This window comes from Streptococcus macedonicus ACA-DC 198, assembly GCA_000283635.1.
Lineage (GTDB): Bacteria > Bacillota > Bacilli > Lactobacillales > Streptococcaceae > Streptococcus > Streptococcus macedonicus.
The window spans coordinates 278,439-293,573 of record HE613569.1 but is presented as its reverse complement, the minus strand read 5'-3'; the positions used below and the strand labels follow the sequence as shown (position 1 = coordinate 293,573).

Here is a 15,135-nt window from a genome sequence, read left to right as displayed (position 1 = left end):
AAGAGATTGGAAATGTTAGTTTCCAATCTCTGTGAGAGTTTATTCACCGTCAAAGGCGTCTTTCATTTTGTTAAAGAATCCTTTTTTCTTAGGATTAACAACTTTGTCACCACCTGCTGCTGCGAAGTTTTTAAGCGCTTCGACTTGAGCATCATTAAGTTTGGTTGGTGTTACGATATTGACGGTTACATGTTGGTCTCCTTGACCTCCACCACTCAATTTCGGAGCACCTTTACCTTTAAGACGGAATGTCTTACCAGTTTGTGTTCCAGCTGGGATTGTCATTTCAACATCACCATGCACCGTTGGCACTTTGACAGTATCACCAAGAGCTGCTTGAACAAAGCTAATATTCATGTTGTAGTAAATGGTTGAGCCATTACGTTCAAATTGCTTACTTGGTAAAACATTGATAATAACGAAGAGGTCACCATAAGGTCCGCCGTTAAAGCCTGCTTCACCTTGACCTTTTAAGCGAATTTGTTGACCGGTTTCAACACCTGCTGGGATCTTAACAGATACTTTATGAGTTTTCTTTTCATGACCAGTACCATGACAAGTAGGACAAGGGTCTTTGATTTCTTTACCTGTACCATGGCAGACATCACAAGTTACTTGATGACGCATCATACCAAGAGGTGTTTGTGTATCAACATTAATAACTCCTGAGCCATGACAACGACTACATGTTACAGGGCTAGTTCCAGGTTTAGCACCTGTACCAGAACATGTTGAACAAGTTGATTCACGGTTATAAACCACTTCTTTTTCTACACCAAAAACGGCTTCTTCAAAACTCAAATTCACACGGTATTGAAGATCATCACCTTGACGTGGCGCATTTGGATTACGCATGCCTCCACCGCCACCAAAGAAGCTTGAGAGGATATCTTCAAAACCACCAAAGCCAGCACCACCATCGAAACCGCCAAAGCCACCAGATCCGCCACCGAAGCCGCCACCGAAGCCGCCATTAGCTCCCGCAGCACCATATTGGTCATAAGCGGCACGTTTTTGCTCATCACCTAGCGTTTCATAAGCCTCTTGAATTTCTTTGTACTTTTCTTCAGCACCAGGTGCTTTGTTAATATCTGGGTGGTACTTCTTCGACATTTTTCGATAAGCTTTTTTAATCTCATCTTGCGAAGCGTCTTTAGAAACACCCAAACGATCGTAAAATTCTGTATTATTCATAATTAAGATACAAAGGGCGTTAAGCGGACAAAGCCAAAATAGAAGATTTGACAACGGACGTTTACGTCCTAGGAAAATCTATCTTTTTGTCACCGTCCGTAGCCCGTGTTCATTTCTAAACACTTTCCTTTCTTTATCATTAAAAAGGTTATTAAAAATAATTCTATGATTTCTCTATTTATCCAAAAACAGAGGTTGATATTCTCGCAACCTCTGAATTTTATAATTTACCAAGAAAAATTCACACTAAACTTACTAAAATAAGTAAACAGTCAAATATATTCTTGATAATCATTGATGAATTATTTTTCAGTAAACTCACCGTCAACAACATCATCACCATTATTTGATGAATCAGTTGATTGTGCACCTTCAGCACCTGCTTGGGCTTGTTGTGCAGCTGCAGCTTGTTCGTACAATTTCACAGCAAGAGCTTGAGCTTTTTCGTTAAGAGCTTCAAGTTTAGCTTTCATATCTTCAAGATTGTTAGCTTCTTGAGCAGCTTTCAATTCATCAAGAGCAGATTGAGCAGCATCACGTTCTTTATCAAAGCCTTTGCCTTCAGTTTCTTTGATTGTTTTTTCTGTTGCAAAGATAGCTTGATCAACTTCGTTACGAAGTTCAACTTCTTCTTTACGTTTAGCATCAGCTTCTGCGTTAGCTTCTGCATCTTTCATCATTTTTTCAATTTCTTCATCAGTCAAACCAGAGTTAGATTGAATAACGATGTGTTGTTCTTTTTGAGTACCAAGATCTTTAGCTTTAACAGATACGATACCGTTTTTGTCAATATCAAATGTTACTTCGATTTGAGGAATGCCACGAGGTGCAGCTGGAATATCAGTCAATTGGAAACGACCAAGAGTTTTGTTATCAGCAGCCATTGGACGTTCACCTTGAAGAACGTGGATATCTACGGCTGGTTGGTTATCAGCAGCTGTTGAGAACACTTGTGATTTAGATGTTGGGATAGTTGTGTTACGATCAATAAGTTTTGTAAATACACCACCCATAGTTTCGATACCAAGTGACAATGGAGTAACGTCAAGAAGAACGACGTCTTTAACATCACCAGTGATAACACCACCTTGGATAGCGGCACCCATGGCAACTACTTCGTCAGGGTTAACAGATTTATTTGGTTCTTTACCAGTTTCAGCTTTAACAGCTTCGACAACGGCAGGAATACGTGTTGAACCACCAACAAGGATAACTTCATCAATTTCAGAGATTGAAAGACCAGCATCTGATAAAGCTTGACGAACTGGAGTTTTAGTACGTTCAACAAGGTCACGAGTCAAATCATCAAATTTAGCACGAGTAAGGCTTGTTTCCAAGTGAAGAGGTCCAGCAGCTCCAGCAGTGATGAATGGAAGTGAGATTTGTGTTTGAGTCACACTTGAAAGGTCTTTTTTAGCTTTTTCAGCAGCATCTTTCAAACGTTGAAGAGCCATTTTATCTTGGCTAAGGTCTATGCCATTTTCGTTCTTGAAGTCAGCAACTAACCAATCAATAATTTTTTGGTCGAAGTCGTCACCACCAAGTTTGTTATCACCTGCTGTTGCAAGTACGTCAAAGACACCGTCACCAAGTTCAAGAATAGAAACATCAAATGTACCACCACCAAGGTCGAATACTAAGATTTTTTCATCTTTATCAGTTTTATCAAGACCGTATGCAAGAGCGGCTGCAGTTGGTTCGTTAACGATACGTTCTACTTCAAGACCAGCGATTTTACCAGCATCTTTTGTTGCTTGACGTTGAGCATCGTTGAAGTATGCAGGAACTGTGATAACAGCTTTTGTTACTTTTTCACCAAGGTAATCTTCAGCATAACCTTTAAGGTATTGAAGAATCATTGCTGAAATTTCTTGTGGAGTGTATTCTTTACCATTTACAGATACTTTTTCAGAAGTACCCATTTTAGATTTGATAGAAATAACTGTATCTGGATTAGTTACTGCTTGACGTTTAGCAGCATCACCAACAATGATTTCACCGTTTTTGAATGAAACAACTGAAGGAGTTGTACGGTTACCTTCTGGATTTGCAATAATTTTTGATTCAGTTCCTTCAAGAACTGCAACGGCTGAGTTTGTTGTACCTAAGTCAATACCAATAATTTTAGACATATTTTATCCCTCTTTTTTATGATTGATCTTTTTTTCTTTCAGTTATAGTTTTATGACATTGCGGTCAAGTCTTTGCTAACGATTAGCTGTAAACAACAACCATAGCTGGACGCAATAGACGTTCATGAAGTTTGTAACCCTTTTGAAGCACTTGAGCAATGCTATCTGCAGGATGTTCTTCATCAGCTGGAAGAGTTTGAACTGCCATATGTAAGTTGGGGTCAAAGATTTCGACAACCACTTCTTCAACACCTTCTTCGTTAAGCGCACGAATCAAGCTATCACGTGTCATTTCAAGACCTTTTTTCACATCATCTGTCAATCCTTCAACAGCAAGTGCTCTTTCCAAATTATCCAAACTTGGTAAAATTGCTTTGGCTAAATCTTGTGAACGGTATTTTTGCAATTGCTGACGTTCTTCATTAGCGCGACGTTGAATGTTTTGCATTTCAGCATGAGCACGAAGGTATTTATTTTCAAAATCTTCCGCACGCTCAAGTGCTTTTTGCAATTCTTCATTTTGAGCATCTTCTTGAGGCTGCTCTTCTACTTTTTCTTCAGTCACAACATCAGTGGTTTCAACTTCTTCTTGAAGTTCTTCGTTTTTAGTTTCTTCTGACACTGTGTCCCTCCCTTATCTTTTTATCAATTTAATTACTAAACTTAGTTAACCTCGTAATGATTACTATTGAGGTAACGATAATAATCACCAAGTTTCATCGCTAAAACACGCCTGATAACATTTATCAAGCTAACACTTCTGCGATAATCCATATCAATCGGACCAATCAAGCTAAGAAGCCCAAATCCACGATAAGGAATCAGAAACTTATGTGTCAAAACAGTCACATTAGCTAGCGCTGCTTCTTGACTATCTGCAACTTGAACCGTTGCAATTTCATCTTTTTTTATTGAAGAGCGAAGAGCAACCGCAACCCTTTGGTCATTATCTAAGAAACGATATGTTTCCAGATTAGCATAATCAAGCGAATTAACCTTACCAGCTACAAAAACCAATTCTTTAAATAATTCTACGAAAATATAGTCGAACAAATCTAACACATTGTCTGTCACAGTAAAATATTTTTGCAAAATCTGCGGAATCTCTGTTCGTAACTTATAATGAATATCCATCACCGTTCGTCCAAGTAAACGCTCATCGACGATTTCTTTCAAAGTTATAAAATCTTCCAACATGAAGTTTTTAGGAATGGCAAATTGAATTGTTGCCGGTTTGGATTCATCCAAGGTTAAAACAGCTAGAGCATCATGACTCGATAATTGAACAATATTGAAAGCTGTAAGTTTTTGACGAGCTGGCTCGACATCCAAAATCACTGACGTGTAACCAGTCATATCAGCCAAAACCTGACTTGCTTTTTGTAGAATATCATCAAGTTTAAAAGCTTCAAAATCAAAAGCTTTGATGACCTGATAAATATCACGTCCATCGATACTGTCAAGACTCAATGAATGCTCAACAAAATACTTAAAACCAGCAGCACTTGGCATTCGCCCACTTGACGTATGAGCCTTTTTAAGTAAGCCCAACTTTTCTAGCTTCGCCATATCGTTACGAATCGTTGCACTACTCGAGTTAATGGTTGCCTGTAAAGTCTTAGAGCCGACAGGTTCATGCGTCTGTGTAAATAATTCGACAATCAAATTCAAAATATCACTTTGACGTCGGGTAATCATAACCTTGCTCCTTTCTACACTTAGCACTCATAAACCACGACTGCTAATTTATAATTTTATTATACTCCTTTAAAAACGAATGTCAAGAGAAAAACTCAAAAAATAGCACTCTTTTTAGTAGAGTGCTATTTTTCTATTTATCATACGCTGTTAAGTTGTTTTCTTCAATAATAGCAATCAATTTCGTAGCATAGTCAGGGTCTGTACTGAATCCCATATCCTGCAAGGATTGTGCTGGTTTTTTATAACCCGTATTAGACACTAAAATATCATACGCCCCATCACTTAATTTGCCAGATTGTAATAAATCAAAATAATCATAAATAGCAGCCGTCCAAGATTTATAAACCGCAAAGCGAACTGTCTCAGTCTGCCACTCATTAACAAAATAACTCTTATAAGTTAATTTTATCGCCGTTTGACCATCCTGTGCCTGCACCGCAAATAAATTATGATATTTTACTGCCAATAAATTCGTCCCATAATTTGATTCCAAAACAGCTTGGGCAATGATAATCGAAGGACGTACGCCATATGACGCTGCTACTTTTTGAATCGTCGGAGCAATTTCTTCAATAAACTCTGTTTGCGTATAAGAAACACTCTGCTTCTTCGTAGCACTTGGCGTTGCATGGTGCAAGCAAAGCAAAAGAATTCCAATAAAAAAGATAAAAACAAAAGTCAAAAATTGTTTCAGAGAAAAGCGAGATTTCATCGATTATTCTCCTTCAACAAAGCCACATATTCTTCTAAGGTTAAGTTGCTTTCTGTCATGTATTTAGCAGATTCAACACCAACATAGCGGAAATGCCAATCTTCGTAATTGACTCCCGTTGAATCACTCTTACCTTCAGGAAAACGTAGGACAAAACCATATTCAGGAGCAATAGCTGCGACTTGCGCAACAACATTAGCATCACTCTCATTCAAAGAATTTACCGTACTCATATCAATAGCAAGTCCAGTCTGATGTTCACTAGCACCAGCAGGCTGTGAATACGTCTTAACCAAATCCTCCGCCGCTTCTTGCGTTAAGCTTGGATTAGCTGCCATTTCTTGTGACACATAGGAATTAAATAATTCTTCTTGATAAGCCACACTTCGGTAGCCAGAAATCAAATGTTCACTGCTATCAATAGCTTGCGCTGCTGCCAAAAAGTTTCGAACATTATCAGCAATACGTGAATCCACATAGATATTATCAATTTGCGTTAAATCAGGATTCATCTCAGCTGTAATATTATCACGATTAACTAAAACAAGCTCCCAATCACTCGATGAACAATCTGGCAAATCCGTCGCTGAAGCTGTTGAACTCGTTGAAGACTTAGAGCTCACTAAGCTTGAACTATCCGTTGATGACTTTTGAGCATTTCCTCTCAATGACAATTTGTCACCTTGGACAAAAACAAAAATACCGATTATAAAAATTACAATAACTAACAACCCTAGGATAAGAGTTGGTAAACTACGCTTTTTTCTCATTTTTTCTTTCTTCTAATATTTGCCTACCACGTAAACGATAACTAACATCGCCGATAGACTCTATTGTAAATTTTCCATTTTCAAAACTAACAACGGAAATACTACCATTGTCCAACCCCAAACTTCTTGGCGTTGCGTGGTCAATTAACCACAAAAACGTTCCAATAGTCATCCCATGGCTAACAACAATAGCATTTCCACCACCCAAAGTCTCGATTTTCTCAGCAATAGCAGTAAATCCCTCTAAAATACGGCTACTCAAAACTTCCCAAGTCTCAGCCCAACCAGCTGTATCGACTTGATAAATACCTGCCGCCAATTCTTGATAAGACAACTTAGTTATATCCTTATCAAATACACGTGGCAACACACCATTAAAGAGCTCGCCATCGTATGCGCCATCTAGGCTACCAAAACACCATTCGCGAATACGTTTATCACGAGTATATGGAATATTTTCCTGTTGACATTCACGTAAAATAATCTCCATTGTCTGTAAAGTACGTCCACTATCGCTCGAAAACGCCTCTTTAAAAACAATTCCTGCATCTTTCAACCCTAAACCAAGCTCTTGAATCCCACGCTCACCATCAACAGTTAAAGGAGTATCACTCCAACCTTGAGCACGACCAATCGTATTGAACATCGTTTTTCCATGACGAGCAATATACAATCTTGTTTTAACCATAACGCTTCCTCCCAGAATTAATTCCTATAAAAAACATAGGTGTACGACAACAAAAATAATGAATTTTTTACTTTTTTCAGCTCTTTTATTATATCATATTTTTCAAAAGCTTCATCAGTTGACACGCAGCTTTGATAACCTGAAATCATTTTTTAAAATTTAAGCAAAAAAAATACCTAGGATAGCAATCTTTGCTTACTCTAGGTAAATATCAAACAAAGTAATTAGTTTTTAAAGCTATGAACAGGAGCAGGAATTTGACCACCACGTTTGATGAAATCAGCAGATGAATTATGATTAACACTCATTACAGGTGCTGTACCAAGAAGACCACCAAATTCAATCATATCGCCTTCTTTACCTTTTGGAATAATACGAACAGCTGTTGTTTTTTGATTAATCACACCAATAGCTGCTTCATCAGCAATCATAGCAGCGATTGTTTCGTAAGGAGTATCTTCAGGAATAGCAATCATATCCAAACCAACAGAACAAATAGCTGTCATTGCTTCAAGTTTTTCCAAGTTAAGTGAGCCATTTTGAACAGCAGCAATCATACCTTCATCTTCAGATACAGGAATAAAAGCACCAGACAAACCACCAACTTGGTTACAAGCCATAATACCGCCTTTTTTAACCTGGTCATTTAAAAGTGCAAGCGCTGCAGTTGTTCCATGAGTACCAACTGTTTCAAGCCCCATTTCTTCAAGAACACGAGCCACAGAATCACCAACCGCTGGTGTAGGCGCAAGAGAAAGATCAACAATACCAAATTTAACCCCTAAACGTTCACTCGCCATCTGGCCAACCAATTGACCAATACGTGTAATCTTAAAGGCTGTTTTCTTAACCATTTCAGCAACAACGTCAAAACTTTCACCGCGAACTTTTTCAAGAGCACGTTTTACAACACCAGGACCAGAAACACCGACATTGATGACAACATCAGCTTCACCAACACCATGGAAAGCACCAGCCATAAATGGATTATCTTCAACCGCATTTGCAAACACGACTAATTTTGCTGCACCCAAATCAGACAATTCAGCCGTTTCCTTAATAATGCGCCCCATATCAGCAACTGCTGTCATATTAATCCCTGATTTTGTAGAACCAATATTGACGGATGAGCAAACTTTTGATGTTTCAGCAAGCGCACGAGGAATAGAGTTGATAAGAATTTTATCACCTTTTTGGTAACCCTTTTGAACCAAGGCAGAAAAACCACCAATAAAATCAATTCCAATTTCATTCGCAGCCTTATCCAAAGCATGAGCCAACGAAAGGTAGTCAGTCGCATCAGTCGCCGCTCCAATAATAGCAATCGGTGTTACAGAAACACGTTTATTGACAATTGGAATACCTAATTCAGCCGCAATTTCATCTCCAACAGCTACCAAAGAACCAGCTTTTTCGACAACTTTCTTATAAATCTTATCTGCAGCCTTATTAATATCTGGATCAATACAATCAAGAAGAGAAATTCCCATTGTAATGGTACGAACATCAAAATTTTGTTCCTCAATCATCGCAATGGTTTCAGTAACTTGTTTAATATCCACGTCTTTCCTCCTTAAATGTTATACATAGCATCAAAAATAGCTTCACTTTGAATATTAATTTTAACATTCAACGTTTCACCATAAGCTTCAAATTCTGAACGTAAATAAGTAAAATCTTGCTTTTCATCAGATGAAACAACAGCCATCATCGTAAAGAAATCATCCAAAACAGTTTGAGAAATATCATCAATATTCAAACCTAATTCAGCAATTTTTGCTGAAACACCTGCTACAATACCTGTCTTATCCTTACCAACAACAGTAATAATTGCTTTCATGAGAGGCCTCCAAAATAATATTGGTTCAATTTTATCATAATTTTTAGAAAAATTCCATTTAATTCGGATACAAATTCATCAAAAAGCGAATTATTTTTGATATTTTTTTAAAAAAATTCATGTTTTAAAATTCTATTTGCTATTTTTCCCTAAACTCATTAAAGAAGGGCTCAATTTTAGTCAAGAAGGCCTTTTTCCCCTCAAAGCGCTCCCCTCGCATCACCTTCGCTAGTTTTTCTTTTGCTCCCACTCCTAATCGCTGCTCAACCGCCTGCAGCCGCTCCTGATAAGCCACATAATCCGCCAGATCCAGAAACCTTGTTTGCGCCAAACAATGCCCCACGTCACTAATCTCCTCATATGGCAGCTGATTAAACTTGCGTTTCAAACTCTCTTGATGGCGAATCACATCCTTGAGATAGTTGGAAAACTTCGTTTTAAAATAGGCATAAAGAGACAAGTCGTCCTGCAACAAATTAGGCTTTTCTTGCAGGAGACGGAACAGAACCACCCGTCCCTCTTGTAACCAATCATCATAGTCCCATAATTTGACAAAATAGTGACGACGCAACTTAAGCACAATCGGTTTGACCTTTTCAAAATAGCTTTCAAATGTTTCCATCATTTTCGAATCTCCTTGACAGTTAGTTTCCCTTACTTAAAAGGTAATCCCATTATAAAAAGGAAAGCGCAAAAAGACCATGACAAAAATGTCATGGTCCAAAAATGCTTATGAAGTAAGAAAAAAACAACAGCCTCAGCCGTTGTTACCGTCTTCTTTACTCCGCCAGTAGGACTCGAACCTACGACATCATGATTAACAGTCATGCGCTACTACCAACTGAGCTATGGCGGATAAAAGCTAAGCGACTACCATATCTAACAGGGGGAAACCCCCAACTACTTCAGGCGTTCTAGGGCTTAACTTCTGTGTTCGGCATGGGAACAGGTGTATCTCCTAGGCTATCATCACTTAACTCTGATTGATTATCCAATCAAAATTGAATACCTATATATTTTAACAAGTTTCCGACGCGCTGTCAATATTCTCAGTTACTTTGGATAAGTCCTCGAGCTATTAGTATTAGTCCGCTACATGTGTCACCACACTTCCACTTCTAACCTATCTACCTGATCATCTCTCAGGGCTCTTACTGATATAAAATCATGGGAAATCTCATCTTGAGGTGGGCTTCACACTTAGATGCTTTCAGCGTTTATCCCTTCCCTACATAGCTACCCAGCGATGCCTTTGGCAAGACAACTGGTACACCAGCGGTAAGTCCACTCTGGTCCTCTCGTACTAGGAGCAGATCCTCTCAAATTTCCTACGCCCGCGACGGATAGGGACCGAACTGTCTCACGACGTTCTGAACCCAGCTCGCGTGCCGCTTTAATGGGCGAACAGCCCAACCCTTGGGACCGACTACAGCCCCAGGATGCGACGAGCCGACATCGAGGTGCCAAACCTCCCCGTCGATGTGAACTCTTGGGGGAGATAAGCCTGTTATCCCCAGGGTAGCTTTTATCCGTTGAGCGATGGCCCTTCCATGTGGAACCACCGGATCACTAAGCCCGACTTTCGTCCCTGCTCGAGTTGTAGCTCTCGCAGTCAAGCTCCCTTATACCTTTACACTCTGCGAATGATTTCCAACCATTCTGAGGGAACCTTTGGGCGCCTCCGTTACCTTTTAGGAGGCGACCGCCCCAGTCAAACTGCCCGTCAGACACTGTCTCCGATAGGGATCACCTATCTGGGTTAGAGTAGCCATAACACAAGGGTAGTATCCCAACAACGCCTCCACCGAAACTAGCGTCCCGGCTTCTTAGGCTCCTACCTATCCTGTACATGTGGTACAGATACTCAATGTCAAACTGCAGTAAAGCTCCATGGGGTCTTTCCGTCCTGTCGCGGGTAACCTGCATCTTCACAGGTACTAAAATTTCACCGAGTCTCTCGTTGAGACAGTGCCCAAATCATTACGCCTTTCGTGCGGGTCGGAACTTACCCGACAAGGAATTTCGCTACCTTAGGACCGTTATAGTTACGGCCGCCGTTTACTGGGGCTTCAATTCACACCTTCGCTAATGCTAAGCGCTCCTCTTAACCTTCCAGCACCGGGCAGGCGTCACCCCCTATACATCATCTTACGATTTAGCAGAGAGCTGTGTTTTTGATAAACAGTTGCTTGGGCCTATTCACTGCGGCTGACTTAAAGCCAGCGCCCCTTCTCCCGAAGTTACGGGGCCATTTTGCCGAGTTCCTTAACGAGAGTTCTCTCGCTCACCTGAGGCTACTCGCCTCGACTACCTGTGTCGGTTTGCGGTACGGGTAGAGTATAATTAACGCTAGAAGCTTTTCTTGGCAGTGTGACATCACTAACTTCGCTACTTAAATTCGCTCCCCATCACAGCTCAATGTTATAGACGTAAGCATTTGACTCACATCACACCTCACTGCTTAGACGTGCACTTCCAATCGCACGCTTTAGTTAGCCTACTGCGTCCCTCCATCACTATATACTCTAGTACAGGAATATCAACCTGTTGTCCATCGGATACACCTTTCGGTCTCTCCTTAGGTCCCGACTAACCCAGGGAGGACGAGCCTTCCCCTGGAAACCTTAGTCATACGGTGGACAGGATTCTCACCTGTCTTTCGCTACTCATACCGGCATTCTCACTTCTATGCGTTCCAGCGCTCCTCACGGTACACCTTCATCACACATAGAACGCTCTCCTACCATACCTAAAAGGTATCCACAGCTTCGGTAATATGTTTTAGCCCCGGTACATTTTCGGCGCAGGGTCACTCGACTAGTGAGCTATTACGCACTCTTTGAATGAATAGCTGCTTCTAAGCTAACATCCTAGTTGTCTGTGCAACCCCACATCCTTTTCCACTTAACATATATTTTGGGACCTTAGCTGGTGGTCTGGGCTGTTTCCCTTTCGACTACGGATCTTAGCACTCGCAGTCTGACTGCCGATTATATCTCGTTGGCATTCGGAGTTTATCTGATATTGGTAATCCGGGATGGACCCCTCAATCAAACAGTGCTCTACCTCCAAGAGACTTAACATCGACGCTAGCCCTAAAGCTATTTCGGAGAGAACCAGCTATCTCCAAGTTCGTTTGGAATTTCTCCGCTACCCACAAGTCATCCAAGCACTTTTCAACGTGCCCTGGTTCGGGCCTCCAGTGAGTTTTACCTCACCTTCACCCTGCTCATGGGTAGGTCACATGGTTTCGGGTCTACGACATGATACTAATTCGCCCTATTAAGACTCGGTTTCCCTACGGCTCCGTCTCTTCAACTTAACCTCGCATCATATCGTAACTCGCCGGTTCATTCTACAAAAGGCACGCTCTCACCCATTAACGGGCTCGAACTTGTTGTAGGCACACGGTTTCAGGTTCTATTTCACTCCCCTCCCGGGGTGCTTTTCACCTTTCCCTCACGGTACTGGTTCACTATCGGTCACTAGAGAGTATTTAGGGTTGGGAGATGGTCCTCCCAGATTCCAACGAGATTTCTCGTGTCTCGCCGTACTCAGGATACTGCTAGGGTTTAAGACTATTTCGAATACGAGGCTGTTACTCTCTTTGGCTTACCTTCCCAGGTAATTCTTCTATAATCTTGACTTCCCACAGCGCAGTCCTACAACCCCGATGTGTAAACACATCGGTTTGCCCTCTTGCCGCTTCGCTCGCCGCTACTAAGGCAATCGCATTTGCTTTCTCTTCCTGCAGCTACTTAGATGTTTCAGTTCACTGCGTCTTCCTCTTCATTACCTTAACAGTAATGAGTGACATGCATCACATGCCGGGTTCCCCCATTCGGACATCTCTGGATCAATGTTTACTTACAACTCCCCAAAGCATTTCGTCGTTAGTCACGTCCTTCATCGGCTTCTAGTGCCAAGGCATCCACCGTGCGCCCTTATTAACTTAACCTTATTTTGGTCTTCTGACCTTAAACTCATTAAATCACAGCGTTTCGGTTTATTTCTTGTTACTTTCTACAATTATTTCTAATTGTGGAATTTGATATAGATATTCAATTTTCAATGGACAATCAACTTGAATCTTTCGATTCAATGGAGCCTAGCGGGATCGAACCGCTGACCTCCTGCGTGCAAAGCAGGCGCTCTCCCAGCTGAGCTAAGGCCCCACAAGACCTCTCAAAACTAAACAAGACTTCCCAAACGTGCTTCCGTTTTTTCCTTAGAAAGGAGGTGATCCAGCCGCACCTTCCGATACGGCTACCTTGTTACGACTTCACCCCAATCATCTGTCCCACCTTAGGCGGCTGGCTCCTAAAAGGTTACCTCACCGACTTCGGGTGTTACAAACTCTCGTGGTGTGACGGGCGGTGTGTACAAGGCCCGGGAACGTATTCACCGCGGCGTGCTGATCCGCGATTACTAGCGATTCCGACTTCATGTAGGCGAGTTGCAGCCTACAATCCGAACTGAGATTGGCTTTAAGAGATTTGCTTGCCGTCACCGGCTTGCGACTCGTTGTACCAACCATTGTAGCACGTGTGTAGCCCAGGTCATAAGGGGCATGATGATTTGACGTCATCCCCACCTTCCTCCGGTTTATCACCGGCAGTCTCGCTAGAGTGCCCAACTGAATGATGGCAACTAACAATAGGGGTTGCGCTCGTTGCGGGACTTAACCCAACATCTCACGACACGAGCTGACGACAACCATGCACCACCTGTCACCGATGTTCCGAAGAAACTTTCTATCTCTAGAAATAGCATCGGGATGTCAAGACCTGGTAAGGTTCTTCGCGTTGCTTCGAATTAAACCACATGCTCCACCGCTTGTGCGGGCCCCCGTCAATTCCTTTGAGTTTCAACCTTGCGGTCGTACTCCCCAGGCGGAGTGCTTAATGCGTTAGCTGCGGCACTAAGCCCCGGAAAGGGCCTAACACCTAGCACTCATCGTTTACGGCGTGGACTACCAGGGTATCTAATCCTGTTTGCTCCCCACGCTTTCGAGCCTCAGCGTCAGTTACAGACCAGAGAGCCGCTTTCGCCACCGGTGTTCCTCCATATATCTACGCATTTCACCGCTACACATGGAATTCCACTCTCCCCTTCTGCACTCAAGTTTAACAGTTTCCAAAGCGAACAATGGTTAAGCCACTGCCTTTAACTTCAGACTTATTAAACCGCCTGCGCTCGCTTTACGCCCAATAAATCCGGACAACGCTCGGGACCTACGTATTACCGCGGCTGCTGGCACGTAGTTAGCCGTCCCTTTCTGGTAAGTTACCGTCACTGTGTGAACTTTCCACTCTCACACACGTTCTTCTCTTACAACAGAGCTTTACGATCCGAAAACCTTCTTCACTCACGCGGCGTTGCTCGGTCAGGGTTGCCCCCATTGCCGAAGATTCCCTACTGCTGCCTCCCGTAGGAGTCTGGGCCGTGTCTCAGTCCCAGTGTGGCCGATCACCCTCTCAGGTCGGCTATGTATCGTCGCCTTGGTAGGCCGTTACCCCACCAACTAGCTAATACAACGCAGGTCCATCTACTAGTGATGCAATTGCATCTTTTAAGTCTCTAACATGTGTTAAACACTATTATGCGGTATTAGCTATCGTTTCCAATAGTTATCCCCCACTAATAGGCAGGTTACCTACGCGTTACTCACCCGTTCGCAACTCTTCCAACTCTAGCAAGCTAAAGTCTTCAGCGTTCTACTTGCATGTATTAGGCACGCCGCCAGCGTTCGTCCTGAGCCAGGATCAAACTCTCATTTAATCTTGTTCTCATTCTGTCACTGACAGATTTATTTTCTTAACAGGTCGATTTCTCAACCCGCACGTTTGGTTCGTCTTGTTCAGTTTTCAAAGGTCTTTGTCTCTCGTGAGACAACTTCTATATTCTATCAAATCTGAAATAGCTTGTCAACCACTTTTTTAAAGTTTTTTCAATTCTGTTTCAAACCGATTTCTGCCGCCCTCTCGGACAACAACTATATTAGTGTATCATCTCAAGCTTACTTTGTCAAGAACTTTTTTAGCTTTTCTGTAAACCTGAAACCTGCTCTCTTGCGATAGCTTATCTAGTATACTAAA

Annotated in this window: 10 protein-coding genes, 2 tRNA genes and 3 rRNA genes; all 15 read right to left on the bottom strand. The window is 41.8% G+C overall.

Annotated elements, in window-relative coordinates:
* Nucleotides 1-39 precede the first annotated feature (39 nt).
* The 15 genes from dnaJ to SMA_RS01545 all read right to left on the bottom strand — a co-directional run bounded on the left by dnaJ (nt 40) and on the right by SMA_RS01545 (nt 14,818).
* Complete coding sequence (dnaJ, locus tag SMA_RS01615) at nt 40-1,194, bottom strand: molecular chaperone DnaJ (RefSeq protein ID WP_014293918.1); 1,155 nt, start codon at nt 1,192-1,194, stop codon at nt 40-42.
* A 302-nt stretch (nt 1,195-1,496) separates the two neighbouring features.
* Nucleotides 1,497-3,326, bottom strand: coding sequence for a molecular chaperone DnaK (gene dnaK / locus SMA_RS01610; protein WP_014293917.1), 1,830 nt, complete (start codon nt 3,324-3,326; stop codon nt 1,497-1,499).
* Nucleotides 3,327-3,408: 82 nt separating this feature from the next.
* On the bottom strand, nt 3,409-3,948 hold the full coding sequence (grpE, locus tag SMA_RS01605) for a nucleotide exchange factor GrpE (RefSeq protein WP_014293916.1): 540 nt from the start codon (nt 3,946-3,948) through the stop codon (nt 3,409-3,411).
* Between the two features lie 41 nt (nt 3,949-3,989).
* Nucleotides 3,990-5,024, bottom strand: a complete 1,035-nt coding sequence (hrcA, locus tag SMA_RS01600; protein ID WP_014293915.1) for a heat-inducible transcriptional repressor HrcA — start codon at nt 5,022-5,024, stop codon at nt 3,990-3,992.
* A gap of 133 nt (nt 5,025-5,157) precedes the next feature.
* Nucleotides 5,158-5,739 (bottom strand): glycoside hydrolase family 73 protein, encoded by a 582-nt coding sequence (locus SMA_RS01595; RefSeq protein ID WP_014293914.1) that lies wholly within the window; start codon nt 5,737-5,739, stop codon nt 5,158-5,160.
* A complete protein-coding gene (locus tag SMA_RS01590) occupies nt 5,736-6,509 on the bottom strand; it encodes a M15 family metallopeptidase (RefSeq protein WP_014293913.1) in 774 nt (257 codons plus the stop codon). Before SMA_RS01590 ends, SMA_RS01595 begins: the two co-directional genes overlap by 4 nt.
* Entirely contained in the window at nt 6,493-7,197 is a 705-nt protein-coding gene (locus tag SMA_RS01585; RefSeq protein ID WP_014293912.1) for a histidine phosphatase family protein, read from the bottom strand. Before SMA_RS01585 ends, SMA_RS01590 begins: the two co-directional genes overlap by 17 nt.
* Nucleotides 7,198-7,421: 224 nt before the next feature.
* Complete coding sequence (locus SMA_RS01580) at nt 7,422-8,759, bottom strand: PFL family protein (RefSeq protein ID WP_014293911.1); 1,338 nt, start codon at nt 8,757-8,759, stop codon at nt 7,422-7,424.
* A gap of 11 nt (nt 8,760-8,770) precedes the next feature.
* On the bottom strand, nt 8,771-9,037 hold the full coding sequence (locus SMA_RS01575) for an ACT domain-containing protein (RefSeq protein ID WP_009853366.1): 267 nt from the start codon (nt 9,035-9,037) through the stop codon (nt 8,771-8,773).
* Between the two features lie 139 nt (nt 9,038-9,176).
* Nucleotides 9,177-9,659: a sigma-70 RNA polymerase sigma factor region 4 domain-containing protein gene (locus SMA_RS01570; RefSeq protein ID WP_044563186.1), complete on the bottom strand. Its 483-nt coding sequence runs from the start codon at nt 9,657-9,659 to the stop codon at nt 9,177-9,179.
* A 160-nt stretch (nt 9,660-9,819) separates the two neighbouring features.
* A tRNA-Asn gene (locus SMA_RS01565) sits at nt 9,820-9,893 on the bottom strand.
* Between the two features lie 5 nt (nt 9,894-9,898).
* Nucleotides 9,899-10,014 (bottom strand): 5S ribosomal RNA (gene rrf, locus SMA_RS01560).
* Between the two features lie 81 nt (nt 10,015-10,095).
* Nucleotides 10,096-12,995 (bottom strand): 23S ribosomal RNA (locus SMA_RS01555).
* A 144-nt stretch (nt 12,996-13,139) separates the two neighbouring features.
* Nucleotides 13,140-13,212 (bottom strand) — tRNA-Ala (locus SMA_RS01550).
* 57 nt (nt 13,213-13,269) lie between these two features.
* Nucleotides 13,270-14,818: ribosomal RNA gene (locus SMA_RS01545) — 16S ribosomal RNA — on the bottom strand.
* Together the 16S, 23S and 5S rRNA genes with 2 tRNA genes alongside form the textbook arrangement of a ribosomal RNA operon.
* Nucleotides 14,819-15,135 lie beyond the last annotated feature (317 nt).

Excerpts from the sequence above, each read along its gene's own strand:
- SMA_RS01590 (WP_014293913.1), bottom strand. The coding sequence starts at position 6,509 with ATGAGAAAAAAGCGTAGTTTACCAACTCTTATCCTAGGGTTGTTAGTT.
- SMA_RS01595 (WP_014293914.1), bottom strand. The coding sequence starts at position 5,739 with ATGAAATCTCGCTTTTCTCTGAAACAATTTTTGACTTTTGTTTTTATC.
- hrcA (WP_014293915.1), bottom strand. The coding sequence starts at position 5,024 with ATGATTACCCGACGTCAAAGTGATATTTTGAATTTGATTGTCGAATTA.
- dnaK (WP_014293917.1), bottom strand. The coding sequence starts at position 3,326 with ATGTCTAAAATTATTGGTATTGACTTAGGTACAACAAACTCAGCCGTT.
- SMA_RS01575 (WP_009853366.1), bottom strand. The coding sequence starts at position 9,037 with ATGAAAGCAATTATTACTGTTGTTGGTAAGGATAAGACAGGTATTGTA.
- dnaJ (WP_014293918.1), bottom strand. The coding sequence starts at position 1,194 with ATGAATAATACAGAATTTTACGATCGTTTGGGTGTTTCTAAAGACGCT.
- SMA_RS01585 (WP_014293912.1), bottom strand. The coding sequence starts at position 7,197 with ATGGTTAAAACAAGATTGTATATTGCTCGTCATGGAAAAACGATGTTC.
- SMA_RS01570 (WP_044563186.1), bottom strand. The coding sequence starts at position 9,659 with ATGGAAACATTTGAAAGCTATTTTGAAAAGGTCAAACCGATTGTGCTT.